The organism is uncultured Psychroserpens sp., assembly GCF_947501425.1.
Taxonomy (GTDB): Bacteria; Bacteroidota; Bacteroidia; order Flavobacteriales; family Flavobacteriaceae; genus Psychroserpens.
In genome coordinates this window covers 304,864-330,550 of the sequence record NZ_CANMVN010000003.1, presented here as the reverse complement: position 1 = coordinate 330,550, position 25,687 = coordinate 304,864, and the positions used below count along the sequence as shown (strand labels likewise).

General features: G+C 34.4%; 22 protein-coding genes. 7 read left to right on the top strand and 15 right to left on the bottom strand.

The window, feature by feature from the left end; translation table 11 throughout:
• Nucleotides 1-30: 30 nt before the first annotated feature.
• On the bottom strand, nucleotides 31-921 hold the full coding sequence (locus Q0951_RS06440) for a 3-hydroxyacyl-CoA dehydrogenase family protein (RefSeq protein WP_299335564.1): 891 nt from the start codon (nucleotides 919-921) through the stop codon (nucleotides 31-33).
• 54 nt (nucleotides 922-975) lie between these two features.
• A complete protein-coding gene (locus Q0951_RS06435; RefSeq protein WP_299335563.1) occupies nucleotides 976-1,935 on the bottom strand; it encodes a Gfo/Idh/MocA family oxidoreductase in 960 nt (319 codons plus the stop codon).
• 157 nt (nucleotides 1,936-2,092) lie between these two features.
• Here Q0951_RS06435 and Q0951_RS06430 point away from each other — a divergent pair, with 157 nt between their 5' ends.
• On the top strand, nucleotides 2,093-2,734 hold the full coding sequence (locus Q0951_RS06430; protein ID WP_299335561.1) for a protein-L-isoaspartate(D-aspartate) O-methyltransferase: 642 nt from the start codon (nucleotides 2,093-2,095) through the stop codon (nucleotides 2,732-2,734).
• A 111-nt stretch (nucleotides 2,735-2,845) separates the two neighbouring features.
• Here Q0951_RS06430 and Q0951_RS06425 read toward each other — a convergent pair whose 3' ends face one another.
• From Q0951_RS06425 to smpB, 3 genes are all read right to left on the bottom strand, one after another.
• The gene (locus Q0951_RS06425; protein ID WP_299335559.1) at nucleotides 2,846-3,361 is read right to left on the bottom strand and encodes a hypothetical protein; all 516 of its coding nucleotides are present in this window, start codon (nucleotides 3,359-3,361) and stop codon (nucleotides 2,846-2,848) included.
• A 9-nt stretch (nucleotides 3,362-3,370) separates the two neighbouring features.
• A complete protein-coding gene (locus Q0951_RS06420; protein ID WP_299335557.1) occupies nucleotides 3,371-5,836 on the bottom strand; it encodes a DUF5686 and carboxypeptidase regulatory-like domain-containing protein in 2,466 nt (821 codons plus the stop codon).
• Between the two features lie 171 nt (nucleotides 5,837-6,007).
• Nucleotides 6,008-6,466, bottom strand: a complete 459-nt coding sequence (gene smpB / locus Q0951_RS06415) for an SsrA-binding protein SmpB (RefSeq protein WP_299335555.1) — start codon at nucleotides 6,464-6,466, stop codon at nucleotides 6,008-6,010.
• A gap of 102 nt (nucleotides 6,467-6,568) precedes the next feature.
• Here smpB and Q0951_RS06410 point away from each other — a divergent pair, with 102 nt between their 5' ends.
• Nucleotides 6,569-7,369: a DUF6503 family protein gene (locus tag Q0951_RS06410; RefSeq protein ID WP_299335553.1), complete on the top strand. Its 801-nt coding sequence runs from the start codon at nucleotides 6,569-6,571 to the stop codon at nucleotides 7,367-7,369.
• On the opposite strand, the gene Q0951_RS06405 is transcribed toward Q0951_RS06410, so the two are convergent.
• From Q0951_RS06405 to Q0951_RS06385, 5 genes are all read right to left on the bottom strand, one after another.
• On the bottom strand, nucleotides 7,341-7,853 hold the full coding sequence (locus Q0951_RS06405; protein WP_299335552.1) for a histidine phosphatase family protein: 513 nt from the start codon (nucleotides 7,851-7,853) through the stop codon (nucleotides 7,341-7,343). The genes Q0951_RS06410 and Q0951_RS06405 overlap by 29 nt on opposite strands.
• A 69-nt stretch (nucleotides 7,854-7,922) precedes the next feature.
• Nucleotides 7,923-8,594: a deoxyribose-phosphate aldolase gene (gene deoC / locus Q0951_RS06400; RefSeq protein ID WP_299335551.1), complete on the bottom strand. Its 672-nt coding sequence runs from the start codon at nucleotides 8,592-8,594 to the stop codon at nucleotides 7,923-7,925.
• A gap of 222 nt (nucleotides 8,595-8,816) precedes the next feature.
• A complete protein-coding gene (locus Q0951_RS06395; protein ID WP_299335550.1) occupies nucleotides 8,817-9,677 on the bottom strand; it encodes a TraB/GumN family protein in 861 nt (286 codons plus the stop codon).
• A gap of 57 nt (nucleotides 9,678-9,734) precedes the next feature.
• Nucleotides 9,735-10,223, bottom strand: coding sequence for a thioesterase family protein (locus tag Q0951_RS06390; RefSeq protein WP_299335549.1), 489 nt, complete (start codon nucleotides 10,221-10,223; stop codon nucleotides 9,735-9,737).
• A 50-nt stretch (nucleotides 10,224-10,273) separates the two neighbouring features.
• Entirely contained in the window at nucleotides 10,274-10,870 is a 597-nt protein-coding gene (locus Q0951_RS06385; protein ID WP_299335548.1) for a TetR/AcrR family transcriptional regulator, read from the bottom strand.
• Between the two features lie 201 nt (nucleotides 10,871-11,071).
• On the opposite strand from Q0951_RS06385, the gene Q0951_RS06380 reads away from it, so the two are divergent.
• Nucleotides 11,072-11,692, top strand: a complete 621-nt coding sequence (locus Q0951_RS06380; RefSeq protein WP_299335547.1) for an OmpW family outer membrane protein — start codon at nucleotides 11,072-11,074, stop codon at nucleotides 11,690-11,692.
• Between the two features lie 155 nt (nucleotides 11,693-11,847).
• Here the strand turns inward: Q0951_RS06380 and clpB are convergent, their stop codons facing one another.
• A complete protein-coding gene (gene clpB / locus Q0951_RS06375) occupies nucleotides 11,848-14,457 on the bottom strand; it encodes an ATP-dependent chaperone ClpB (RefSeq protein ID WP_299335546.1) in 2,610 nt (869 codons plus the stop codon).
• 234 nt (nucleotides 14,458-14,691) lie between these two features.
• On the opposite strand from clpB, the gene Q0951_RS06370 reads away from it, so the two are divergent.
• The 3 genes from Q0951_RS06370 (at nucleotide 14,692) to Q0951_RS06360 (ending at nucleotide 17,505) form a co-directional block, all read left to right on the top strand.
• Nucleotides 14,692-16,299 carry a family 16 glycosylhydrolase gene (locus Q0951_RS06370; protein WP_299335545.1) on the top strand — a complete coding sequence of 536 codons (1,608 nt, stop codon included), beginning with the start codon at nucleotides 14,692-14,694 and terminating at the stop codon, nucleotides 16,297-16,299.
• 38 nt (nucleotides 16,300-16,337) lie between these two features.
• Nucleotides 16,338-16,724: a bacillithiol system redox-active protein YtxJ gene (gene ytxJ, locus Q0951_RS06365; RefSeq protein ID WP_299335544.1), complete on the top strand. Its 387-nt coding sequence runs from the start codon at nucleotides 16,338-16,340 to the stop codon at nucleotides 16,722-16,724.
• Nucleotides 16,725-16,800: 76 nt separating this feature from the next.
• A complete protein-coding gene (locus tag Q0951_RS06360) occupies nucleotides 16,801-17,505 on the top strand; it encodes a class I SAM-dependent methyltransferase (RefSeq protein WP_299335543.1) in 705 nt (234 codons plus the stop codon).
• 54 nt (nucleotides 17,506-17,559) lie between these two features.
• Here the strand turns inward: Q0951_RS06360 and Q0951_RS06355 are convergent, their stop codons facing one another.
• From Q0951_RS06355 to fahA, 3 genes are all read right to left on the bottom strand, one after another.
• The gene (locus tag Q0951_RS06355; protein WP_299335542.1) at nucleotides 17,560-20,982 is read right to left on the bottom strand and encodes a Calx-beta domain-containing protein; all 3,423 of its coding nucleotides are present in this window, start codon (nucleotides 20,980-20,982) and stop codon (nucleotides 17,560-17,562) included.
• A 121-nt stretch (nucleotides 20,983-21,103) separates the two neighbouring features.
• Entirely contained in the window at nucleotides 21,104-22,372 is a 1,269-nt protein-coding gene (locus Q0951_RS06350) for a hypothetical protein (protein ID WP_299335541.1), read from the bottom strand.
• A 32-nt stretch (nucleotides 22,373-22,404) separates the two neighbouring features.
• Complete coding sequence (fahA, locus tag Q0951_RS06345; RefSeq protein WP_299335540.1) at nucleotides 22,405-23,700, bottom strand: fumarylacetoacetase; 1,296 nt, start codon at nucleotides 23,698-23,700, stop codon at nucleotides 22,405-22,407.
• Nucleotides 23,701-23,889: 189 nt separating this feature from the next.
• Between fahA and glyA the strand changes: the two genes are divergently transcribed.
• Nucleotides 23,890-25,164 carry a serine hydroxymethyltransferase gene (glyA, locus tag Q0951_RS06340; RefSeq protein ID WP_299335539.1) on the top strand — a complete coding sequence of 425 codons (1,275 nt, stop codon included), beginning with the start codon at nucleotides 23,890-23,892 and terminating at the stop codon, nucleotides 25,162-25,164.
• 47 nt (nucleotides 25,165-25,211) lie between these two features.
• Here the strand turns inward: glyA and Q0951_RS06335 are convergent, their stop codons facing one another.
• Nucleotides 25,212-25,664: a nuclear transport factor 2 family protein gene (locus tag Q0951_RS06335; protein WP_299335538.1), complete on the bottom strand. Its 453-nt coding sequence runs from the start codon at nucleotides 25,662-25,664 to the stop codon at nucleotides 25,212-25,214.
• Nucleotides 25,665-25,687: the final 23 nt, after the last annotated feature.

Genomic DNA, 25,687 nt, shown 5'->3' with positions numbered 1-25,687 from the left:
AGCACGAATCATAAAGACTATGGTGTGGGTTTATTTTAAAAACTGCTTAGCAACGTTTTCCGCTTTTCTACTTTCAGAATAATCGTAAAACCCTTCGCCAGATTTAATACCTAGTTTACCAGCTCGTACCATGTTAACTAATAATGGGCAAGGTGCATATTTCGGATTTTTAAAACCGTCGTACATCACATTTAAAATTGATAGACATACATCAAGACCAATAAAATCTGCTAATTGTAATGGTCCCATAGGATGAGCCATACCTAATTTCATAACAGTATCAATCTCCTCAACACCAGCAACGCCATTATAAAGGGTTTCTATAGATTCATTGAGCATTGGCATCAAAATACGATTGGCTACAAAACCAGGATAGTCATTAACTTCAGTAGGTATTTTACCTAAAGTTTTTGAGAGTTCCATAATGGTATTGGTAACGTCGTCACTTGTGTTATAGCCTCTAATGATTTCTACCAATTTCATAATAGGTACAGGATTCATAAAATGCATTCCTATTACCATTTCAGGTCTAGAGGTAACTGCTGCTATCTGAGTAATTGATATAGAGGACGTGTTAGTTGCTAAAATAGTATCTTCTGGACAAGCCTCATCTAACTGCTTAAAGATATTTAGTTTTAAATCAATATTTTCTGTTGCAGCTTCAACAACCAGACTTGCGTATTCCACACCTTCAGAAATATTAGTAAATGTTGTGATGTTATCTAAAGTGGTTTGTTTATCAGCTTCCGAAATTTTCTCCTTAGCAACCATTCTATCCAGATTTTTAGCTATGGTAGCCATACCTCGCTTAAGAGAGTCTTCACTAATATCTATTAATTGTACTTTAAATCCAGATTGAGCAAAGGTATGGGCAATACCGTTTCCCATCGTTCCTGCTCCAATTACTGCTATATTTTTCATTTGTATTAAATTGAAATGTTTAAAAAAGTTTATTTGAGAGTTTTAATTGATTGATTAAAACTGGTCTATGATCATTTTAGCAACACGCAAGGCTTCAGTCCCGTCATGAAGTGTTACAACTGGTGTGGTGTTGTTGTTAATGGCATCAGCAAAAGTTTCTAACTCATCTAGAATAGCATTGTTATTAGCAATTTCAGGATTGTCAAAATAGATTTGTTTTTTAACACCTTCAGCATTTTGGAGTATCATATCAAAATCTCCAGGATTTTCTGGAGCATCTTTCATTTTAACTACCTCGCATTTCTTTTCTAAGAAATCAACAGATATATAAGCGTCCTTTTGAAAGAAACGTGTTTTGCGCATATTTTTTAGAGAAATTCTACTTGCGGTAAGATTGGCTACGCATCCATTTTCAAATTCAATACGTGCATTTGCTATATCTGGTGTATCACTTATAACTGAAACACCACTTGCTGATACTTGTTTTACGGTCGATTTTACTACACTTAAAATAATATCAATATCGTGAATCATCAGATCTAAAACCACTGGAACATCTGTACCTCGTGGATTAAACTCAGCCAGACGATGCGTTTCAATGAACATTGGGTTTTTTACTTGATCTCTAACCGCTATAAACGCTGGGTTAAAGCGCTCTACGTGACCAACCTGACCGCGAATATTATGCTCTGCCAGTAATTCTCTAATGTGTTCAGCCTCTTCGACAGTATTTGTAATTGGTTTTTCTATAAATATATGTTTGCCTTTTGCAATAGCTTTTTTGGCACAATCATAATGTGATAAAGTAGGAGTAACAATGTCTACCATATCAACAGCATCAATTAGAGCTTCTATAGAGTTAAAATATGTATATCCAAATTCTTCTGCTACTTTTTTAGCATTGTCTTCGTCTGCGTCATAAAAACCGATAAGGTCATATTTTTCAGATTGATTGAGAAGTCTTAAATGAATTTTTCCCAGATGACCAGCACCTAGTACACCAGCTTTTAGCATTGTTTTTACGTTTTTAACAAAAATAAGATTTTTCGTAGTTTATTTATGCGAAAATGATAATAAAAAACACTTGTTTTTATATGGTTAATAATTCAGTACGTTTTAACTTTCAGTATAAAAATGTTTCAGTTATTTTAGCATTGAAAACTTAACTACTTTGAAAGACACGCTTAAACATCAGGGACTCAGACAACAATTAGTGACTACCATTAAAAATAAGGGAATTTCCAACGAGAATGTACTTAAAGCCATTGGAAAAATCCCCAGACACTTATTTATGGATTCCGGATTTTTAGACCATGCTTATCAGGATAAAGCCTTTCCAATTGCTGCTGATCAAACTATTTCTCAGCCATATACTGTTGCTTTTCAAACTGAACTTTTACAAGTTAAACCTGGCGATAAAGTTTTAGAAATTGGAACAGGAAGCGGTTATCAAACGGCTGTTTTATGTGAGTTAGGTGCTAAAGTGTACAGTATTGAACGTCAGCATGAACTTTACAAAAAGACTAGTAAATTTTTACCAAAGTTGGGTTACAGAGCTAAGAAATTAATTTTTGGGGATGGATATATCGGATTAGAAGATGAGGCACCTTTTGATAGTATTATTGTCACAGCTGGCGCACCATTTGTACCAAAGCCTTTATTAAGTCAGTTGAAAATTGGTGGCCGACTCGTCATTCCAGTTGGAGATGATATTCAGATCATGACACTGTTTATTAGAAAAGGAGCGAAAGAATTTGAACAACACGAATTTGGGGAATTTCGATTTGTACCTTTATTAGAAGATAAAAACTGATTCATACCTTCAATAAAAATAAAGAGAACAAAAGTTATTTGATGAATTTATTTTTAAAGGTGTTTCTGAACATTCAGAAGCCAAGTTTAAGCTGATAAAACAAAAATAGAATTAGTTCTTTAAATATACTTCAGGAATTGGATTGTCTTCAGTTTCCTGCTGCCAGTAAATATTAATAATCCACCAACGCTCACCATCATTTAATAACTGAATGCTATTGATGCCTCTCATAAAAGGTTCGGTGTCGTTTTTACTTCTGAAAGATTCGTATGTACTAAATACCTGAGTGATATTTCCAAAGGTTTGTGTCTTTCTGTTTATTTCTACTTCATGAAAACCATTTTCAACTAACCAGGGTCCTGCACGTTCAATATAACCATCAGGTGTCATGAACGTTGCAGCATGTGTTCCATCTTTGGTTTTTCCTGTGGGAATTAATTTAGCATCTTCATGAAATAGTTGTTTAAAAAGCTCCCAGTTGCGATCTTCACCTTTATCTCCTGAGATTACAGCATATAAGGTTTCTAAAGTGCTATCGATTGTTGCAACGTTTTTAGAATAGTCTTGAGTTTCCTGACTAAACGCACTTACACTAATTAAACATAAGGCTAAAATTAAATGTTTCATAATATGAGATTAAAAGAATTTCAAGCCAAACAAAATGGCATCACTTTGAAATCCGCTTTGATACGAACGTACATAATCTAATCGTAAAAATCTAAATTTTCCCCATCCAATATTGTCTAAACCAATGGTATATTCCTGATAAGGTTTATTGTCAGGAGAGGCTAGACTATGAGCGCCAAGAATTAAATTGAAGTTCAATTTTTTCAAAAGAGGGACTCTTCCGAGGAGAAATCCGTTGAAATCATGTTCGGCATGCATTTCCAGATACGAATCATTTGTACTACCCACATAATAAGGTAAATTATTAAATACATTGAGGTAAGAACCTTGTCCGATCTGTGTCTGGTTGCCATTAAAATGTTGGTAATCTACAAAAGCGATGTCTTCACCATTAAAGAACTTTCCGGCTTTTATATTATACTGAAAACGTCCTTTGTCAGCTAGATTAAGACCTTGATTTACACGAATTTTGATCTGATCAAAATTGTAATCCTCAACAGAGGATGAGAACCCTTTTTCATAACCTAATACTACTGTAGGATATTTTCCATTTGGAATATTATACTTCCCATCAGGATAACTTAAATAGTTTTGCGCAAAGTTGATACGAGCAGTCACATTAAGTTTCACAATATTATGAGTGTCGAAAGGTGCCACACCAAAAGCGGTTTCATCTAGAGGATTGTTACTTGTATAAATTCTATCATCTTGAGGATACCAAGCCTGATCGGTTGTATTGAATAGCGCCTGTCGTCTCTGATAACTTAAACTCGCATTCATTCTAAACCCATTGAATAACTCATTAGAGTAGGAGGCTTGTAGATAACTGTTCTCGTAGATCTTCATAAAATTCTTTTCAGCAAACATTGAAAAGCTAGTGTTTAAGGATTTTGAGATAGGATTACTACTATTGAATTGTTGAGTAGTCACACCTCCTGAGAGCGTTAAAAATGGACGACTCTTGTTGTTGAATTTATAGGTAGCCGATACTGTGCCTCGTAAGCGATCGTCACTAAACCCATAGTTGATATTTCCGCGTATGGAGATATAGCGCTCATAATCGTTATAGCCTTTGGTATAAAAAGCACCAACATTTGCATTCCAACCTTGTACTGTATTAAAACTAATAGCTTCAATAGGGGAAGTTATACCTAATCTCCAATCTTTATAAGAGTTGGTATAGGTATATCCACCAATAATATCTCCCAATTTAAATTTGTTATTGACACGATCTACCGAATCCTGATAGGTTTTTGACTCTCTTACAATTTGAATACTGTCTTTTTTGATATAATCAGTAATCTCCTCTTCAGTGAGAGGTACAGGTCTTGTAGAATTCCAAAACAAAGAATCTTTCTTGTTGGCTTGGTCTGCAAAGGATACAATTTCTCTGGAGAAATCATTACGAGTCAAACCTGGATTAAATTCATAATTACTGTAAACAGCAGTAAAACGACCGTCACCTTTAATACCAAACAGACCATATTTAAAATCTATATTTTGAGAGATCTTTGCCCAGATATTATCCTTTTCAGAAAAAGAAAAGTTTTGAGTAATGGTTATTTTGTCAACAGCAGGAATTCGTGCTTGAGTTCCGGTGAGGTCTAGTTCAGTAGCATAGATGGTCCATTGGTCTTCAACAATATAGATGTAACCTTCAAATACAGGATCATTTTTTCGTCTTGGTGTCGCTTTTATCTTATTGATTAAATTACCTCTGTCGTCATAGAATACACCTTCCAATTTATAACGATAATACCCAAAGGCATTATTAGCGATTGGCGTAATAATTTGATTCCCTATTTCAACAGTATTTTCGTACAGATCAAAATCAACATCTATGGCGTTATTGAAACTAAATCCGTTATCATCACCACTAACTTTTGAAGCCAGAATTTTTTCCTTGAGTTTGTTTGGCCTTAAATATTCTAATTTTGATACGGTTTCAGAAAGATAAATGACACCGCTTCTTGTAGAATCTAATCCGCCACCAAGGTCGCCAACTTCAGCACCTAATATTTTTTCAGGAGCGTCTTTAATTCTTATTAATCCACGAGAATAGAAGTCGGATCTATAACTCTGAATCTTCTCCTGATTTTCTTTACGTTTAGCAATAGCTTGCCGAATGATCTTATCAGCTGGATTGTCTTCAGCATTAATTACAACCTCATTTAATGAGATCTCTTCATCTATCAATACAGCATCTAAGGTGTATGGAAACGATTGAATATCAACCTTTTTTTTCACCGTTTTATAGCCTAAAAATTGAAATACCACAGTATAATTTCCAGACTGTGTGATATTAAGTTCATAGTTACCATCCTCATTACTGGTTGTTCCAGTGTAGGTGTTTTCGATGTAAATATTTACAAAAGGCAGTGGTTCATTTTTATTATCGGAGACAGAGCCTTTGATTTGAGCAAGTGCAGTAAAGGTACATAAGAGTGTAATGGCTGAGAGTAAAGTTGTTTTCATGCAATAGTTGAATGACGGTTATAATATATAGACGCACTTTTTTTGTAAAAGGTTGCCTGAGTGTTGTCAAACATAGCCATTTAATCACACCACATTTGTTAAACAATCATAAATAAAACGTAGAGAATTGTTAAATATTTTCCTACAAGAATTTGTGTGAGGCAAATTGAATCACTTGTAAATCTTCTTAATACGATCTAGATTACGCTTATTATCCCGATCTTTTATAGTATCACGCTTATCGTATAATTTTTTACCTTTTCCTAAGGCAATCTCAAGTTTTGCTAAGCCTTTGTTGTTAATAAATAAACGAAGAGGTATGATCGCATTTCCTTTAATATTGACCTCCTTCTGCAGTTTTTTGAGTTCGCGTTTATTTAATAGAAGTTTACGTTCGGCTTTAGGTTTATGGTTGTAATAATTGCCATATACATATTCCTGAATAGTCATGTTAATGACGAACAATTCACCACGATCGTTAAATTCACAAAAACTTTCTGCAATGGATGCTTTACTATCTCTAATGGACTTTATTTCTGTTCCCGTTAACACAATACCAGCCGTGTAAGTATCGAGAATCTCGTACTCAAACTTAGCTTTTTTGTTTTTTATATTTACAGGTTTTTGCATGGAGAGCAAAGGTAATTATTTTTAATAGTTTTACACTGTTATTAAATCATGAGTTTTCCGACTTAATTATGAAACCCAGAATGGGTAATAAACAACATTGAAATGTATAAATCTCAAACAATTGCATATTCCATTTTTACAGCTGTAATTTTCATCTTCTTTAACTGCAAGAATAAGGAGACTCCAGTCTTATCAGCTGATACCATAATAACCAAAGCTATTGAGGTTTCTGGTGGAGCAAAAATTGATTCCTCATTAATCAATTTTGATTTTAGAGATAAGCACTACATGGCATACAGGAATAAAGGCGTTTTTCATTTTGAGCGAAAGTTTAGAGATACAACATCTCGCTATTTTGATACGATAAATACCATCACTGACATTTTGAATAATAAAGGATTTATGCGTTTGGCTGATAATTTTCCAATATCAGTAACGGATACTATGGTGACCAAATATTCTGCATCGATAAACTCTGTGCATTATTTTTCGGTGTTGCCTTATGGATTAAATGATAAGGCTGTGAATAAAGAATTGCTAAGTGATGTTAGTATCAAGGGCAAGGATTATTACACCATTAAAGTCACCTTTGATCAGGAAGGAGGCGGAGAAGACTTTGAAGATGTATTTTTGTATTGGGTTAATCGTGAAACGTTTAAGGTTGATTATTTAGCCTATTCTTATAATGAAGAGGATGGAAAAGGATTGCGTTTTAGAGAAGCATATAACCAACGGATTATAGAAGGAATCCGCTTTGTGGATTACAATAATTACAAGCCAGAAAGCGCATCTGTTGAACTCATTGACTTAGCTCAATTGTTTCAGGATGATGCATTAAAATTATTATCCAAAATAGAATTGGAGAATGTAACTGTTAATTCAGCGTTAGTACCAGATCTGTAATGTGACCTTCGGAAATGGTGACAATATATAAGTTGCCGTTATTGTTATCATCAATATCAGGATATTTCCTGTCTTTCAGAATCATATTGACAAATGCAGGCGTGGTGTTACTGTGTCCAACGACCAGTACTGTTTTTCCTCTAGTAGCTTCGGAAAAATCCTCTGAGTATAATGTCCTCGGATCGTAATATTGAAGCTCTAACTTGTTCTTTTCGGCTGTTGGCGTAGCAGTTTGAATGGTACGATTGTATTGTGTTGAATATACAGCATCAAATTTTACATTTTGAAATATCTCACTCCAATGAATAGCTCTTGTTTTTCCTGCCTCAGTAAGGTTTGGATTCCTATTGGTCTTATCGCTGCGATCTTTTTCAGCATGACGAATGAAGTAATAGGTTGTAGTTTCAGCAGTATCCTCAGCATTTTGAGAAAATGAAGGTAGATTAAATACAACAATAAACAATAATGTGAGTAAAGATCTCATAGTTTGAAAATTTAATGATTCTCAAATATAATGACTCTCAACTAAACTATTAATAAAGGAAGGTTAAAGTTAGTAATCAGTTGCATCAGCACTAGATAGCTCACCATTAACAATAGCAACACTTCTAGATGTGCCTAAACGTTCTACGCCTATATCTGTATATTTTTTTGCAGTTTCGTAGTCGCCAATGCCTCCTGAGGCTTTTATTTTACAGTGATTTCTTACTGTTTTTCTAATGATTTTGACAGCAGTTAATGTGGCGCCACTTTTTGAGAACCCCGTTGAGGTTTTTACAAAATCGACTTTGGCGTCAACACAAATCTCAGAGGCTTTGACAATACCATTTTTAGACAATTCGCTAATTTCGATAATGACCTTTAATGGAATTTTACCAATGGCAGTTTTTACATCTTTGATGTCTTTAAAAACCTCTACGTAGTTTTTACTTTTAAAAACACCAAGATTCATGACCATATCAATTTCATCAGCACCATCATTGATGGCTTGTTTAGCTTCAAATACTTTTGCTTCTGTTGAAGATGCTCCTAATGGAAATCCAACAACAGTACATATTTTTACTTTAGAATCTTTTAAAAGTTGTTTGGCAAGTGGGACATAGCAACTGTTTATGCAAACAGAATAAAATTTATATTTCTTGGCTTGATTGCAATGGTCTATAATGTCACGTTCAGTGGCAGATGCACTTAAGAGTGTGTGATCAATATGTGAGCTTATGTTCATATTAAAGTAGGCAAATATTTCGTTAAGTCTTGATTTGACAAAGACTAAACGTTTAATTAACTAATGTAAATTTGGGAATTAATAGCGGTTCAAAGTTAGCAATTAATTCTAATAATCATAATCTTAATTATGAAAGTTTTATTGTGTAAATGAAGAGTTTTAAACATGTTTTTAACAAAAAAGCCTCTTTTTTAGAGGCTTAGAGTCAAATTTACATGAATTTTAATTTACAGCCTTAACAGTATATCCTGCTTTTCTAAGTAGTTTAATTACACCATTATCTCCGGCAAGATGTCCAGCACCAACACCATAAAATGTAGCTTGTTTTTTTGAAAACTCTTCTATTTTAGGAATCCAGTTCTTATTTCGGTTATCTAACATTTTATCTCGGTGTTTTGTTGTTGTTAAATTCCTGTCATCTTTCATCATTTTATCTATGCCTTCAATATCTTCAGCATCATATAGTTGGAGCATTTTCTGGAAACTCTCCTTATCATAAGCTAAATTATCTTTTGCAGACCTCAATAAATCAGCAGCTTGGTCTTTGTAAGGGATTTTATTAAAAACATTTAATTGCTCTTCAACCGTTTCTAAACCTAAAACTTCTTCTTTTTGTTCGTGAGCTACATCCATAAGCGCTTGCTCATAAGACTGAACAGGACATCCTAATAACTTTGGGTAGAACATTGCTGAAATAAAAAAAGGTTTAACATTTCCTAAGGCATCTAAAGGCATACCCATTTGCTCTTTAACAAAAGCTGAAAGCGTTACATAATCCTCTTCACTTACTAAGTCTTTCAATGTTTGACCGTCTTGCATATACAAACCTGTCATCATTGCGGTTTGCATTCCAGGTTCATCCATATCGATCTCTAAGACTAGCAATGTAGTTTTATCGAGAGCAGTTTTTATGTCTTCATCCAGAGAAGCATCACAGGTCATATGGATGGTGCCATACAGATATGAAGGTTCTGTTAATCCGTTACCTGAGATTTCCCATAATAATGATTTTTCGAGTTCTTGCCCTTGAATTGAAAAGATTCCAAGGAGTGCTAATGCGAGACTAAGTAGTGATTTTTTCATAATTAGAATTTAGATTTTCTGATTAGTATGTAGACCAGAGGAATTGTTACACAATTTTTAATATTCTGTTTTCATCTTTTTAAATTCTGAGAGACGCTCCTCAAAAGTAACTGCAGAAACTGGGTTTAATACAGATTCAAAAAACGTCATTAAAGTTTCCGAATGAAGTGCTCTTGATTGCTTGAGTAGATTAAAATGAACAAAGCCACTCCATATAATAGCTTTAAGGTGTGTTTTGTTTTCATCATACATACGCATTTCTACTTTTAACTCACTGGAATTATGGAATATCAATTGGGACTCTATGGTGACCGTTTCCATTAAAAAAGCAGGTTTGAGGTAAGCAATTTGATTGCTGCTGGATACCCAACTTATTCCTTTTTTTTGAGCCATTTTGTAAATATCGATATCGTAATGTTTTAGTAATTGATCTTCTCGATGATTCATAAAATAATTGATATAACTACCATTATTTAAATGATTAAAAGGATCACAATCCTGAAACCTGATTTTTGTCTTGCTACTTACAATTTTTGGAAATTCCATAGTCTTTAAGTTTTTAATATACCAATTGGTATATAATGGGTTAAATTTTTTTAAGCTTTTAGTTCGTTATGTATCATTTGATCAATTTGATTCATAGTGTCTTTCATGTAAAATTCATCATTCATTGTGTAGGTCATAAAAACAGCGCCTTGAATCATTGTATCTAACCGTTTTGCGTATTGCATGGCGTTGATCTCAGTTGAAATCTCACCTGCTTCTATGCCATTTTCAATGATGGTTGCAACCTGGTCCTGAATTTTTTCTATCACTATTTTTACGTTTTCAAGTAGTAAGGTATTTTGGTTGTTTGCATCTACTCCTATATTTAATACAGGACATCCGCCAAGTCGCTTACTGTAGTCGTAATAATTTCTATAAAAATCAGATATTAAGAACAACTTTTGAATTGGAGAATCACTCAGTTCCAAGTGCATTGCAATCTTTTTCATAAGCGCTTTAACCGTAAACTTAAATGCAGAAATGGCAAGTGCTTCTTTGTTTTTAAAATTTCCGTAGATAGCACCTTTAGTGAGACCTGTTGCTTTGGTGATGTCACTCATGCTTGTTGCTGCATATCCATTTTGATTGAATATAGGAGCCACTGTCTCTAAAATAAACTGTTTAGTATGTTCAGCTTTTGTGTGCATGAACACAAATATATAAAAAATATACCAATTGGTATATTTTGACTATTGATTTGCTTTAGTTGTAACATGATTTAGACATTTTATGATCATTTCAACGGGATATTAAAAATGGGTAAAAACAAATAGTTCTAACTATGATATTTGTCATAAATGAGGATTTATTTTACCTATAAATTTGCAGAAATATTAAATAATCACAACATGAAAAAAATAATTTTCGCACTAGTAATGACAGGGCTTTTTTCAATGGTCAATGTCAATGCACAAGAGACAACTTCTAATGATAATGCAGATTTCAGTAAATGGCAAGCTCGTTTCCGAGTTATAGCTGTTGTTCCATCTCCAGATGATGATATTGATGGAGCTGATGTTGATATTTCAACGACTTTTGTTCCAGAAGTTGATTTCACATATTTCTTTAACAAAAATCTTGCTGCCGAATTGATTCTTGCAACAACAAAACATGAGGTTGAAATCGAAAATGGTCCAGATTTAGGATATGTTTGGTTATTACCTCCAACACTGAACTTACAATATCATTTTTATGCAGACGATTTTAAACCTTATGTAGGTGCAGGTATTAATTATACCATTTTCTATGGTGAAGATGCTGGTGATGCTGAAGACATCGATTATGAGAACTCTGTAGGTTTTTCTCTGCAAGCTGGATTAGATTATAACCTCAATGACAAGTGGTTCTTGAACTTAGATGTGAAGAAATTATTCCTTAATACAGATGTTACGGTCAATAATGATTCTGAAAGCGTAAAGGTCGACATCAATCCATTAGTTGTCGGACTAGGAGTAGGGCTTAAGTTTTAACGTAACGTTCATTAATAGCACAAAAAAGGTCACAGAAATGTGGCCTTTTTTCATAACGGAAAAGCAACGCTCATTTTATTTCTAAAATTCACGTTGCTTTTCAACTAACCAACCACTTAAAAGACTGTTATATAATGGTTTTGTTACACTGATTATTAAATTTCTTCTGATACAAAGCTAGCTTCATTTCTAAATACAAGTTTGTCGTCAAAAGCGTCTAATAAAATGATGCTATCTGTAGTCACATTTCCTGAAAGAATTTCTTTACTCAACGCATTCAATACTTCTTTCTGAATGACTCGTTTTACTGGTCTTGCACCATATTCTGGATTATAACCTCGTTCTGCTAAATAATGTATTGCCTCCGGAGTTGCATCAAAAGTAATGCCTTGTTTTGCAATCATTTTTTGTACACCTTTCAATTGTAAGCCAACAATGTCTTTAATATTGTCCCGTGTTAAAGGCGTAAACATAATCGTGTCATCAATACGGTTTAAAAACTCTGGACGAACACTTTGCTTAAGTAAGGCAAGCACGTCAACTTTAGCAGCTTCCATAGCCGAGTCAATGTCTTTTGTAGCCTCAAAACGCTCTTGTATAATATGGCTTCCCATATTAGAGGTCATAATGATAATAGTGTTTTTGAAATCGGCCACACGCCCTTTATTATCTGTTAATCGGCCTTCGTCCAGTACTTGTAATAAGATATTAAACGTGTCAGGATGAGCTTTTTCAATTTCATCAAGCAATACTACCGAATAGGGTTTACGTCTTACCGCCTCAGTTAATTGTCCGCCTTCATCATAACCAACATATCCTGGAGGAGCACCAACCAATCGACTTACACTATGACTCTCTTGAAACTCACTCATGTCTATTCTGGTCATGGCATTTTCATCGTCAAATAAATATTCGGCAAGAGCCTTGGCTAATTCGGTTTTACCAACACCTGTGGTTCCTAAAAATAAGAATGTTCCAACTGGTTTTTGCGGATTCTGCAATCCTGCTCTCGAGCGTCTTACCGCATCACTAACAGCCGTTATAGCCTCTTCCTGACCAACAACTCTTTTGTGTAATTCGTCTTCTAACTTTAAAAGCTTATCACGTTCACTTTGTAACATTTTAGTAACAGGAATGCCAGTCCATTTTGCTACCACTTCAGCAATGTCATCATAAGTTACTTCCTCTTTGATTAAAGAGCTTTCACTTTGATTTTTTTGTAATTCTTTCTGAAGTGTTTCAAGTTGTTCCTGAGCTTCTTTTATTTTTCCGTAGCGAATCTCAGCAACCTTACCATAGTCGCCTTCACGTTCGGCACGTTCTGCCTCAAGTTTATACTCTTCAATATTTGATTTAGTATTTTGAATATTATCTACGACTTCTTTTTCGCTTTTCCATTTTGCATTGAGCTCATTGCGTTCCTCTTTAAGGTTCGCCAAATCTGAACGTAACGATTTTAACTTTGTTTCATCTTTCTCACGCTTAATAGCTTCAATCTCAATTTCAAGCTGCATAATCTTTCGGTCAAGCACATCTAATTCTTCAGGTTTAGAATTGATTTCCATACGAAGTTTAGAAGCAGCTTCATCCATAAGGTCAATAGCTTTATCTGGTAAGAAACGGTTTGTAATGTATCGCTCAGATAATTCTACAGCACCAATAATAGCTTCATCTTTTATTCGAACTTTATGATGTGTTTCATATTTTTCTTTAATACCTCTTAGAATAGAAATTGCACTTTCTGTATCAGGCTCATCAACCATTACTTTTTGGAAACGACGTTCTAGAGCTTTATCCTTTTCAAAGTATTTTTGATACTCATCTAAAGTTGTGGCTCCAATAGCACGTAATTCACCTCGAGCCAGAGCTGGTTTCAAAATATTAGCTGCATCCATTGCGCCTTGTCCGCCTCCAGCACCAACCAACGTGTGGATCTCGTCTATAAATAGTACGATATCACCTTCGCTGGTAGTCACTTCTTTAATGACTGCTTTTAAACGCTCTTCAAACTCTCCCTTAAACTTGGCACCAGCAATCAATGCTCCCATATCGAGTGCATAGATTTGTTTGTTAACTAAATTTTCAGGAATATCACCATCTATAATTCTGTGTGCTAAACCTTCGGCAATGGCTGTTTTACCAGTTCCTGGTTCACCAACAAGAATAGGGTTGTTCTTAGTACGTCTTGATAAGATTTGAAGAATTCGTCTAATTTCTTCATCGCGACCAATAACCGGATCTAATTTTCCATCTTTAGCCAGTTGGTTTAAATTCTTTGCGTATTTATTTAAAGAATTATAAGTATCCTCCTGACTTTGTGAAGTCACACGATCCCCTTTTCTAAGTTCTTCAATAGCTGTATTGAGACCTTTTTCAGTTACCCCTTGGTCCTTTAACATTTGAGCAATCTTACTATTTGATTTAAAAACAGCAAGGATCAAATGTTCTACGGAAACGAAATCATCGTTCATTTTTTTTGCAATGATAGATGCCTCGTTAAGTGCTTTACTCGCCTCGCGAGATATCATGAGGTCTGCTCCTGAAACTTTGGTAAAACTCTCGATTTGCTTATCTAATGCAAGTTTAAGCACCTCTACATTAACGTTTAGTTTTTTAAGTAGAAATGGAAGCACATTTTCATCAACTTCAAAAATGGCTTTAATGATATGCTCATTCTCAATTTGTTGATGACCAAAACTTTGAGCTAGCTGTTGTGCTTGCTGAATGGCCTCCTGAGATTTTATGGTATAATTATTAAAATTCATATATATAAAACTGTGTTTTTGTTAGTATTTTACGATACCCATAGGTCAATAATCTTACCATTAATAAATAGTAAGAATTAAACGACAAAAAGTCATATAAGTTGCTTGTTTTAAAGACATTTTGTCGGATTATTCGTTTTTTTAACAGTTTACACACCAATTGTATAGGTTGTGTATGGTTGGAAATTTAGCTATTTCATAAACTTACTGATATTTTTGAAAAAAAGATTTTCTATGCGCTACTTCTACTTGATAATAACACTATTAACTTTCAATATCCATGCTCAAAATGTTGAAGATGATTTTGAAGGAGGAGGAACCATTACCAGTTGGTATGGTGATGATTGCGGAATGACTGTTAATGAGGTCAATCCTTATCAGTTGGGTATTAATACTTCAAATACTGTTTTAGAGTATCATGATACTGGAGGACAATATGCCAATGTTCAGTTTGATATTAATTCTAATTACGATTTATCGACTAAGAATAGTTTCAGTTTAAAAGTGTATGTGCCTTCAACTAGTTTGACAGGAACTCAAACCAATCAAATTTCATTAAAGCTTCAAGATAACACTATTGGAGCACCTTGGATGACGCAAAGTGAAATCATAAAGCCTATTGTATTAGATCAGTGGCAGGAAGTTACATTTAATTTTGAAAATGATAGTTATATAAATCTGGATCCAAGTTCTTTACCACCAAACCAAAGAACCGATTTTAACAGAGTCGTCATTCAGGTTAATGGTGAAAACAATAACGATCACGTGTTAGCTTATCTGGATGATTTCTTATATCTCAATATCGAATCCGATGATCCGGTTTATGACTATTTGGTTTGGTCTGATGAGTTTGATACAGATGGCGCCATTGATAATAACAAATGGTTTCACCAAACTCAACTGCCAGCTGGAAATAGTTGGTATAATGGAGAGATACAACATTACACAAATAGGATAGAGAACTCCTTTGTGAATGCAGGGAATTTAAATCTTGTAGCTAAAAAAGAAACGTTTACTGATCAAGGTGTCACTAAGCAGTATACGTCGGCACGATTAAATTCTAAGTTTGCATTTACCTACGGAAAGGTAGAAATTAGAGCGCAATTGCCATCTGGAGTCGGAACATGGCCAGCCATGTGGATGTTAGGAAAAAATATTGATGAAGATGGAGCCTACTGGGATAATTTGGGTTATGATACAACAGGTTGGCCTGCTTGTGGTGAAATTGATATCATGGAACATTGGGGTGATAATCAGAATTTTGTTCAAAGTGCAATTCATTCGCCTTCAAGTTTTGGTAATACGTTTAATAAAGGTGGTCAAATTGTATCAACTGCTTCCTCAGGATTTCATGTCTATACCTTAGAGTGGTCTCCAGAGAAAATGGTTTTTAGTGTTGACGGTATTCAGCATTATACTTACAATCCTGCTGTCAAAAATGCTGATACATGGCCTTTTTATGAAGAACAATATTTGTTATTGAATACAGCAATTTTACCAAATATATCTCCAGGGTTTACTGAAAGTGCTATGATTATTGATTATGTTAGAGTGTATCAAGAGAGTCCGTTATCGGTATCTGAGTTTGAAGATTCTACTAGATTAAGTTTTTATCCAAATCCGACTAGCTCTGATTTACATATTGAGACAAATCAAATAACGCAGCAAAATGTTGAATTGGTAGTAGTTGACTTAAGCGGTCGTACAGTGTCTCAAGATGTATATTATGTTGAAGATCAAACTATCACTTACAATACAACACGTTTAAATTCTGGTATATATTTTATGACTATTTCATTCGAGAATGGCGCTACTAATACCATAAAGTTTATAAAAAAATAGCGACTGTAAGTTTGGAATTGTAATTCGACAATTATAGCATGGGAATTTTTAAAAATTTATTTGGATCTTCTGAACCTAAAGAAGAAAAATTATTGCCTTGGCAGGCCTTAACTAATATCTCTCAATTGGATGAGATAGAAAAACGCTCAAAAACTAAAACCCAAGTCATTTTTAAACACTCTACACGATGTGGTATTAGCAGTATGGTGATGAATCAATTTGTAAGCATGTATGATTTGGATGCAAATCTCGATTTATACTATTTAGATCTTCTAAGTTACAGAGAGGTTTCTAATGAAGTTGGTTACAAATTTCAAGTCATGCATCAATCCCCTCAGTTACTTATAATCAAAAATGGTACAACTGTGGCTCATGCGTCGCATGGTGCTATCAATGATATAGATTTGAGTAGATTTGAATCCTAGTCTAATGTTATAACAGCGTTAAACTCTTTCTGCTTAGTCGTTTATAACTTAACTTCGTTATAAATTGCTATTTGAAATGAAAAAAAAGATCTGTCAGTTTATCCTTTTTGCTACGTTGCTTTCTACAATTGCAACCAATGGCCAACAAAATTACACTTATAAAAAAGGTGACCCAAACGGCATTGGGAAATGGTATATGGGACGAGAAATTGCCTATGTTATGGGATTCCAAGGCATAGATTGGTTAGAACGTTCTGAGCGCGAAAAAGAGGAGAACACATCAACACTTTTAAAGAATATGGATATCAGACCAACAGATGTTGTTGCTGATATTGGAGCAGGTTCAGGATTTCATGTGTTTCAAATGGCACCAATGGCTCATAAAGGCTTGATCTATGCAGTTGATATTCAGCCGGAAATGCTGGTTGCTATGGAATATCGTAAAGAATCAGGCGATATCAAAAATGTAAAAACAATTCAAGGAGCAGAACAATCAGTTAATCTTCCAGAGAACTCCATTGATAAAGTGCTTATGGTTGATGTTTATCATGAGTTTAGCTATCCTGTCGAAATGATTGCCTCGATAAAAGAGGCTTTAAAACCAAATGGAAAAATTTTTCTAATTGAATATAGAGGAGAGGATGATAGAGTGCCAATCAAACGACTTCACAAAATGACAGAGACCCAAGCTGTAAAAGAATTTGAAGCTGCAGGTTTTATTCTGGAACAAAATATTGAGAACTTACCATGGCAACATTGTATGGTATTTGTTAAAAAATAAAACTCCCAAAGTAATCTCTTTGGGAGTTTTTATTACATCTATCTTGGATTAAAATTACTCTTTAATAATCTTTATTGTTTTTTCTTGTGTATTTGATTTTACTGTTATAAAGTATATGCCATTGGAAATGGTTTTTAAATCGATAATGCCATTGAGGCTATTAACATCTTTGACTAAAATTTCTCTTCCTAAAATTGATGTTATTTTCACAGAATCAATAGGCGAGTTATTTGATAAAAACAGGTTGTCTTTTACTGGATTTGGATAAACAGATAGATTAGAGAATGTTTGATCTTCAGTGCTTAAGTTATCCTCTACAAATTCAGTTGTCCAGGTATTGGTAATAATAGCAGGATTAAAATCAAAATAGATTTCAGCAGTATTAGGAATAATATCACCTATTGCATAATCAGAAAGCGGTTTTATTTTGAATGTAATATAACCATGTCCAGTCATCGAGTTGTCATCTTCTGATGGAGGTAGGTTAATTCCGAAGAAATTCCAAACCAAATCTTTATTTACACGTTCTAAAGTATACTCATGACTAGCATCTAACATGCTTAGTGTAGATTCGTCAAGCTGCTCATCTAAAACATCTTCAACTCTTATATTAATGGCATTTGCTGTTCCTGTATTTTCAAATCGGATGGTATAGGTTAGGTAATCATTAGTTGTGAATTCAGAGTGAACAATTTCCGGACCATGACGCTCTGTAATGTCATTGGGATCGTAAGAACCAACAATGGTTTGAGTCAGACTTGATGAATTATTTAGTGGATTAATATCTCCAGAGAGTAATTCAATAGCAACAGAATTAGTTACCAGTTGCCCTAGGCTTACTATTGGTAGTGTAGGAACACTCATTTCTACCCATAGATATCGCGTTTCATAGGGTTGTAAGTTTGAGAAATTATAAGTAAAACCAGTGGGCGTTATTGTGATATTAGTATCGTAAACGTTTGATAGATTTAAAGCGCTATCTAAAGTAAAATCAATAGTTCCTGATGGAATATTAAGATTAGAATTATTGGTATAGGTAATGTAATTAGAATAATTGAATCCTGGAACAGGCACATTCATAATTGGTGAAATGTTTACAGATAGATCCTGATAGGGTGTGACAGTAATTGGAAAATCTAATGTTGTAATCCCAGAGCCTACAGGAACAGTAATGTTAGTGTAACTTGCGGCTGTGGTATTGTTTGCGGCATATTCAGGATCTACAGTATATGATATATTATAAATGGTGTTTGGATCAGATTCATATAGATAATGTGGCGAAACATATAAATTATGAAGAATGCCATCATTGTTTATTTCATAATTAAATTGACCTAACGGAAAATTGATTTCGCCATTATCCTGCGTTCCGTTTCCATTGGCATCTACAAAGGCATTCAGTTTTAAACCATTAGATTGTTGCAACTGAAAATACTGGTTTGGGTCGTATAAATTATCTTGAACTTCATATCCATAGTAGGTTCCGAAAAAGTTTGCTCCTTCCAGACTACCATCAGAATATCCAAAATTGATATCATCTTGTGTTAAAATGTGTGTTGCTGTAAAAGTTGTATTGTCTGTTTCTCCTGGTGCTAAACTAGCCAAAGGACCTCCAACAACAGTCAAATCTGGAAAAGATATTTCTGCATCAATATCTGTAATCACTGCATTACCATTGTTAGTCACAGTAAATTCATATTCAATCGTATCTCCTACATTGACAAACCCATCGCCATTAAAGTCAACATAATTAGCACTATAACTGGCTTCAAGAGGTGATTGAACTCTAATTATTAATCCTGCAGTATCACAGCTTGTTGGGTTTGAAGACTCACAAATTTCATAGTATAAATAGTAGGTGCCATATGGAGCAGTCGTTGGAACAGTTAAAATACCTGCAGTACTTAACGTAACACCAATGGTATTTGATCCAATTAACGATACATTCAAATTAGATGCATCTACTGGTAATCCCTCGAAGGTATCATTATCTAACACTTGAAATGTAGTGCCAACTTCTAAAATTGAAATGATTTGATCCTGTTGTGCATTAATATCATAGTTATCTATGATAATACCTTCTTTAGTAATGCTACTGTTATAGGTATTCCCAGAAGTGACCTGAGCTGTGATGAAGAGATTCTCATCGTCTTCATCTAATTGATCTAAAATGGTAGGATAATTTAGCTCTTCCTGACTATTAAATATATATCCAGCAGGAATTGTAGTGGTTATGGTTGATGTAGTATAATCTGAACCATCTGCAGTCCCATTGGTTGTTGTTACAGTAATATTGGTATCTACCAGACTTGGTTCTGATAGACTTAATCTGAATTTGAGTGGAAAGCCTTCTTCAACCGCTATACTATCTCCATAATTTTCCATACCATCAAAATTATAGACTGGTCTTAGACGTAAATTTGGTAACCCATCATTATCAAGGATATCAAAAGAACCAGTCTCTAAAGTGTTTGTTGTATTTCCTGAAGTTACAGTAATACTATAATTAACAGATTCGTCGGCTTCATCCAAATTGTCATCGGTAGTTGGAATCTGGAAACTAACCCCATAATTCCCAGCACTAATCGTTTTTGATTGATTCACACTAGCATAATCAGTATTGTCAGCAGTACCATTAGAGGTAACTAATTCCACAACTACATTACTGCTAAACGCCCTGTTCAAATTAGCACTCACATATGCTGTATTGCCTTCATTGACATCACTACTATATACGTTTAAGGTAGGTGTAACATCATTATCAATAATTGTTACTGAAAGAGGAATTGTAGTGTTGGTTGTATTTCCTGAGATTACGTTTCCCGTAATGGTGTAGGTTTCGTCAGTTTCAGTAAGCGCATCATCAATACTGATAATTGGAATTTGTGAAAAACGTTCACCCGCTAGAAATGTTATTGTAGTGTTAGTTGGAATATAATCTGAGAGATCTGCTGTTCCAGGTGTTGTAGAGAAATCTATTGTTACATCTGAGTTGAAGTGATTGCTTAGGCTTATATTGTAATTGTAATTTTGTCCTTCTAATAAACTTATGGATGAGGATATATTTACTGTAGGAGTTGCATCATTATCAAACAGATAAATTGATTTGCTAAATTCTGTGTTTTCTGTATTATTACTGGTTACGGTTGCTTCAATAAAAAAGGCCTCGTTATCTTCAATAGTTGAATCATTACCAGTTGGAATGGTGAGTAGGTTACTACTTAATTGTCCTGCAGGAATTGTAACCGTTGTATTTAAAGGTGTGTAATCTGAAGCATCTGCAGAATCATCAATAGTAACAACATCTACAATAACATCTGTTGTTGTGGCACTATATAAGTTTACAGAAAATGTATACGTGTTTCCTTCAATAACAGTGTAGCCTGATCCTCCGTTTGTAATATACATCGTTGGATCTTGTGAAAAGCAGAAAGTTGAATATAAAGCGATAATCGTAAGTAGTACTGTTTTTTTCATGATTGACGTGTTAAAGTTTTTAAGTAGATGAACTTTCTTACAAAAGGTTGCGTCAAATGATACATAAAAAACTCCCAAAGCAATCACTTTGGGAGTTTTTTTACTCAAAAATATAGATGAATTAACTTCGTCTCATACGATACGAGTTAATGATGTTTTTCAATTTTAGCTTTAAATCTTCACCTGTGTCATATACCATTTGGGCATCGGTAGGGAAGTGCAGTGGTCTGTTTCTGGTTAATTCATATTCTCTTCTGTTCAAGGCTCTTTTATCACCTCTCACTGTGGCATACAAATGCTCAAATACAAATTCACTATCTATTGCAAAAGCGTCTAAAGTCTGGTTTGTTCTCAGATCAGTATAAACCACATCAGCAATAACTTGAGTTGACTTAAATTGATTAACTTCAAAATAACGGGCTCTTACATTCACCAGTTTATCTATTTTGATCTTGTTGCCAAGACTATCTAATACGATATGACCATTGTCATCTCTTTGATATTCCCAACCATCTACAATTGTTTTTTGTCTCAATTTCTGTGTGCTATTCACTTGCTCAGGTGATATATTGATTCGTTTCAACTGTAATTGCATCGCATAATCATAATTCACTTCGGAAACTGGAGTTGCATGATACACGGTCCAAAATTGGTTCAATCCATACGTATCAAAGTTTAAAAGGTCAGCCTCTAATTGCTGCGGAATGATTTGATGTGTCTGATTTTCAATAGTTACAATAACATGATCTGTTCCTTTTTGATGCGCTTCAGTAATGAGACTTCTGGTCTCTTCAAAATTAGGATTGATACCTTCTATATACTTAAAGATCTTATAAGCTTCTCTTGCATTGTATTTATCTTCCGAATCCAACAACGCAATACCTTCGTCAATTAAATATTCAGACGTTTTATATCTGTAATCGACAATTTCCGACGTATAATCATTGAATTTTAAATTGAGATTTCTTCCATTGATTTGTAATGGCAACACACGTTTAATTGCATTCTGTCTTGCTTCCAAATCTAAATAGATCTCGTAGATCGTTTTATATTGTTCTGGATTTCCATCCTTTTTTAAATGCTTTACATCCTGTAGGTCTTCTTCTAAAACTTTATAATAGGCGTCTTCAAGCATAACGATGTAGTCTTGCTTGCGCTTTTTGTCTTTGTTATTTTCGAGTTTTCGTAACGCATCATTGATGGCTTGGTCATAATTACCATGACTAATTGCCTTTTCAATTTGTTTTCTTCCGCTACATGATGTTAGTACCAGAAGAAGTACTGTTGTGAGTAGTAATTGCTTCATAATTCTGGATTTTAAATGATTATTTACATAGTAAATCCAAATATGATGCCAAACAAAAAACCGACGTAGAAATTGGAGTTTCATACATCGGTTTTTATGTGCGTTTTAATGTGATTTTATTTTTTCTTTTTCTTTGGATTAAAAACAGGAAGTAATTGTGTTTTTACTTTACCAAAACCTATACGAACATCATCATTCTCACAATGCGCTCTCATAATAACTGAGTCGTAATCATTGATGAATTTTCGCTCTGTTCCATCTTTCAATTTTATGGGTTTTGTGCCTTTCCATGATAGCTCCAACATCGATCCATAAGAATCTTCTGTTGGGCCAGAAATAGTACCACTTCCCATCATGTCACCTGAATTCACAGAACAGCCATTAACAGTATGATGTGCTAATTGCTGCGCCATATTCCAGTACATGTACTTAAAGTTTGATTTACAAACTGTAGTTTCTTTGCCATCTTTTGGTTGGATGCCGACTTCCAGTTGAATGTCAAAACTTTTTTTACCCTTAGTTTGTAAGTAAGGTAATGGTTTTGGATCTTGCTTTGGGCTGTCTACTCTAAATGGTTCTAAAGCGTCAAGCGTGACAATCCATGGCGAAATAGATGATGCAAAATTCTTTCCTAAAAACGGACCTAATGGGACATATTCCCATTTTTGGATGTCTCTGGCAGACCAATCGTTTAGTAGTACTAATCCAAAAATGTATTCTTCGGCTTCATCAACAGGAATTGGTTCCCCTAGATCATTTGCATCTGTGGTAATGAAAGCCATTTCTAATTCAAAATCGACTAAGTTACTAGGTCCAAATACAGGAGCTTTAGCACCTTCAGGCATGGTTTGCCCTTGTGGTCGATGTACAGGAATATGCGTTGTGATAATTGAAGAACTACGACCATGATAACCTACAGGCATGTGTACCCAATTAGGCATCAAAGCATTTTCAGGATCTCTAAACATAGAACCTACATTAGTTGCATGTTCTTTGCTGGCGTAGAAATCAGTATAGTCTCCAACATGAACAGGCATCTGCATTTCAATTTCATCTAATCTGAAACAAACAATCTCTTTATGCTTGGTATTGTCTCTTAATGTAGCATTATTACTATCAAATATTTCTGCTATACGATTTCTTACTGCGCGCCATGTTTGTCTTCCGTCTGCAATAAAATCATTCAATGAATCTTGAAGAAAAATATCATCAGTTAACGGAATTCCTTTAAAATAACCTAATTGGTGTAGTGCACCTAGATCTATGGCTGTATCTCCAATTCGGGTACCTATAGTAATAATGTCTTCTCTTGTAAGAAAAACACCAAAAGGAATATTTTGAATTGGAAAATCAGAATATTTGTTGACATATAACCAAGATGTTCTATTGGGATTATTTGCTGATAATGGCATATTGTAGCGAATTGTGTTGTTTTTATTTTCTATTCAAACCTACATATTTAATTGCATAAAACCATGAAATTTCACCGAAATTTAACTGTTGATAACATGCTCATAAAACAATGCGTTAAACTGGATTTTTTAAATCTTTTTAATAAGATGATTTCTTATTTTTGATAAAATTTAATTTAAACTTTACATATGCAACGCGATACACAGATTTTTGAATTAATAAATGCTGAAAAAGACAGACAAATAAATGGCTTGGAGCTTATTGCTTCAGAAAACTTTGTCAGTGACCAGGTTATGGATGCTGCTGGCTCTGTTTTAACTAATAAATATGCCGAAGGCTATCCAGGTAAGCGCTATTATGGAGGTTGTGAAGTAGTTGATGAAGTAGAGCAAATTGCCATAGATAGGGCTAAAGCTTTATTTGGTGCTGCGTATGCAAACGTTCAACCACATTCTGGGAGTCAGGCAAATACTGCTGTTTTTGCTGCATGCTTAAAGCCAGGTGATACCATCTTAGGGTTTGATTTATCTCATGGTGGTCATTTAACCCATGGTTCTCCAGTAAATTTTTCTGGTAAGTTGTATAATCCAACATTCTATGGTGTAAAAAAAGATACTGGTCTTATTGATTACGACATGCTTTCTGATGTTGCTGAAAAAGAACGACCAAAGTTAATTATCGCTGGCGCTTCTGCGTATTCGCGCGATATGGATTTTCAGAAATTTAGAGAAGTTGCTGATAATGTTGGTGCTATTTTATTAGCTGATATTTCACATCCATCAGGATTAATTGCCAAAGGGATTTTAAACGATCCATTACCACATTGTCATATTGTAACCACAACTACGCATAAGACACTTCGTGGACCTCGTGGCGGACTCATAATGATGGGAGAGAACTTTGAAAACCCTTTTGGTTTAAAACTGAAAAACGGAAACCTGCGTAAAATGTCTGGATTATTAGATTCTGGGGTTTTTCCAGGAAATCAGGGCGGACCTTTAGAGCATATTATTGCAGCTAAAGCTATTGCTTTTGGAGAAGCTCTTTCTGATGAATTTATGAACTATATGCTTCAGGTGAAACGTAATGCTGCTGCAATGGCTAAAGCTTTTGTGGATAGAGGTTACCACATCATATCTGGAGGGACAGATAACCACATGATGTTGATCGATCTTAGAAATAAAGACATCACAGGAAAAGACGCTGAGGAGGCACTAGGGAAAGCTGATATCACAGTGAATAAAAATATGGTGCCATTTGATGATAAGAGTCCGTTTGTTACTTCCGGAATTAGAGTTGGAACTGCTGCAATCACCACAAGAGGTTTAAAAGATGACGACATGGAAACCATTGTTGGTTTTATTGATGAAGCTATAATGAACTATCAGGAAGAATCTAAACTTTGGACTATTGCTGATAAAGTCAATGCTATGATGAGCGGTAAACCACTTTTTAATTCTTAAGAATAAATACCCACAAAAAAAGACCTTTCAATTTGAAAGGTCTTTTTTTATTCTTGATGTTCTTTTTTTAATGGACCTTCCCAAAGTACCTGCTCTATCATCCATTTATCGCCTCTTTTAGAGAGTAAGATAAAGTCAATTCCCCACCATGCTATAACTTTAGCAGAAGCAATGGTTTCTCCCATATCTAGAATAGTAATGTCTCTCGGAGCATCTTTAGCAGGAAAGTTTTTCTTATCCTTAACGTTCTGTGCATACGCTAGAGCTTGTTTAAACGACATATGATCCACTTGGTTATAGGTCTTTGTGTCCTTATCTTTCCAAAATCCAAATTTATTGAGTGTAGGCTGTAAGCTCTCTTTAAGTTTTGCAGTGTCACCTTCATAGAAGCCTTCCAGATAATTTGTACACGCCTTAATAACTCCAGCTGAATCAGTAGATTGAGCGATACATAAATTAGAAGTTAGGACTATAGAAAGTATGATAAGTAATGATTTCATGGTCGAAGTATTTAGTTGATTAT

Excerpts from the sequence above, each read along its gene's own strand:
- Q0951_RS06370 (WP_299335545.1), top strand. The coding sequence starts at position 14,692 with ATGCGCTACTTCTACTTGATAATAACACTATTAACTTTCAATATCCAT.
- Q0951_RS06350 (WP_299335541.1), bottom strand. The coding sequence starts at position 22,372 with ATGAAACTCCAATTTCTACGTCGGTTTTTTGTTTGGCATCATATTTGG.
- Q0951_RS06420 (WP_299335557.1), bottom strand. The coding sequence starts at position 5,836 with ATGAAAACAACTTTACTCTCAGCCATTACACTCTTATGTACCTTTACT.
- Q0951_RS06385 (WP_299335548.1), bottom strand. The coding sequence starts at position 10,870 with ATGCACACAAAAGCTGAACATACTAAACAGTTTATTTTAGAGACAGTG.
- Q0951_RS06355 (WP_299335542.1), bottom strand. The coding sequence starts at position 20,982 with ATGAAAAAAACAGTACTACTTACGATTATCGCTTTATATTCAACTTTC.
- smpB (WP_299335555.1), bottom strand. The coding sequence starts at position 6,466 with ATGCAAAAACCTGTAAATATAAAAAACAAAAAAGCTAAGTTTGAGTAC.
- clpB (WP_299335546.1), bottom strand. The coding sequence starts at position 14,457 with ATGAATTTTAATAATTATACCATAAAATCTCAGGAGGCCATTCAGCAA.
- Q0951_RS06380 (WP_299335547.1), top strand. The coding sequence starts at position 11,072 with ATGAAAAAAATAATTTTCGCACTAGTAATGACAGGGCTTTTTTCAATG.
- Q0951_RS06335 (WP_299335538.1), bottom strand. The coding sequence starts at position 25,664 with ATGAAATCATTACTTATCATACTTTCTATAGTCCTAACTTCTAATTTA.
- Q0951_RS06425 (WP_299335559.1), bottom strand. The coding sequence starts at position 3,361 with ATGAAACATTTAATTTTAGCCTTATGTTTAATTAGTGTAAGTGCGTTT.
- Q0951_RS06390 (WP_299335549.1), bottom strand. The coding sequence starts at position 10,223 with ATGGAATTTCCAAAAATTGTAAGTAGCAAGACAAAAATCAGGTTTCAG.
- fahA (WP_299335540.1), bottom strand. The coding sequence starts at position 23,700 with ATGCCATTATCAGCAAATAATCCCAATAGAACATCTTGGTTATATGTC.
- Q0951_RS06395 (WP_299335550.1), bottom strand. The coding sequence starts at position 9,677 with ATGAAAAAATCACTACTTAGTCTCGCATTAGCACTCCTTGGAATCTTT.
- ytxJ (WP_299335544.1), top strand. The coding sequence starts at position 16,338 with ATGGGAATTTTTAAAAATTTATTTGGATCTTCTGAACCTAAAGAAGAA.
- Q0951_RS06405 (WP_299335552.1), bottom strand. The coding sequence starts at position 7,853 with ATGAGATCTTTACTCACATTATTGTTTATTGTTGTATTTAATCTACCT.
- Q0951_RS06440 (WP_299335564.1), bottom strand. The coding sequence starts at position 921 with ATGAAAAATATAGCAGTAATTGGAGCAGGAACGATGGGAAACGGTATT.
- Q0951_RS06435 (WP_299335563.1), bottom strand. The coding sequence starts at position 1,935 with ATGCTAAAAGCTGGTGTACTAGGTGCTGGTCATCTGGGAAAAATTCAT.
- deoC (WP_299335551.1), bottom strand. The coding sequence starts at position 8,594 with ATGAACATAAGCTCACATATTGATCACACACTCTTAAGTGCATCTGCC.
- Q0951_RS06410 (WP_299335553.1), top strand. The coding sequence starts at position 6,569 with ATGTATAAATCTCAAACAATTGCATATTCCATTTTTACAGCTGTAATT.
- Q0951_RS06360 (WP_299335543.1), top strand. The coding sequence starts at position 16,801 with ATGAAAAAAAAGATCTGTCAGTTTATCCTTTTTGCTACGTTGCTTTCT.
- glyA (WP_299335539.1), top strand. The coding sequence starts at position 23,890 with ATGCAACGCGATACACAGATTTTTGAATTAATAAATGCTGAAAAAGAC.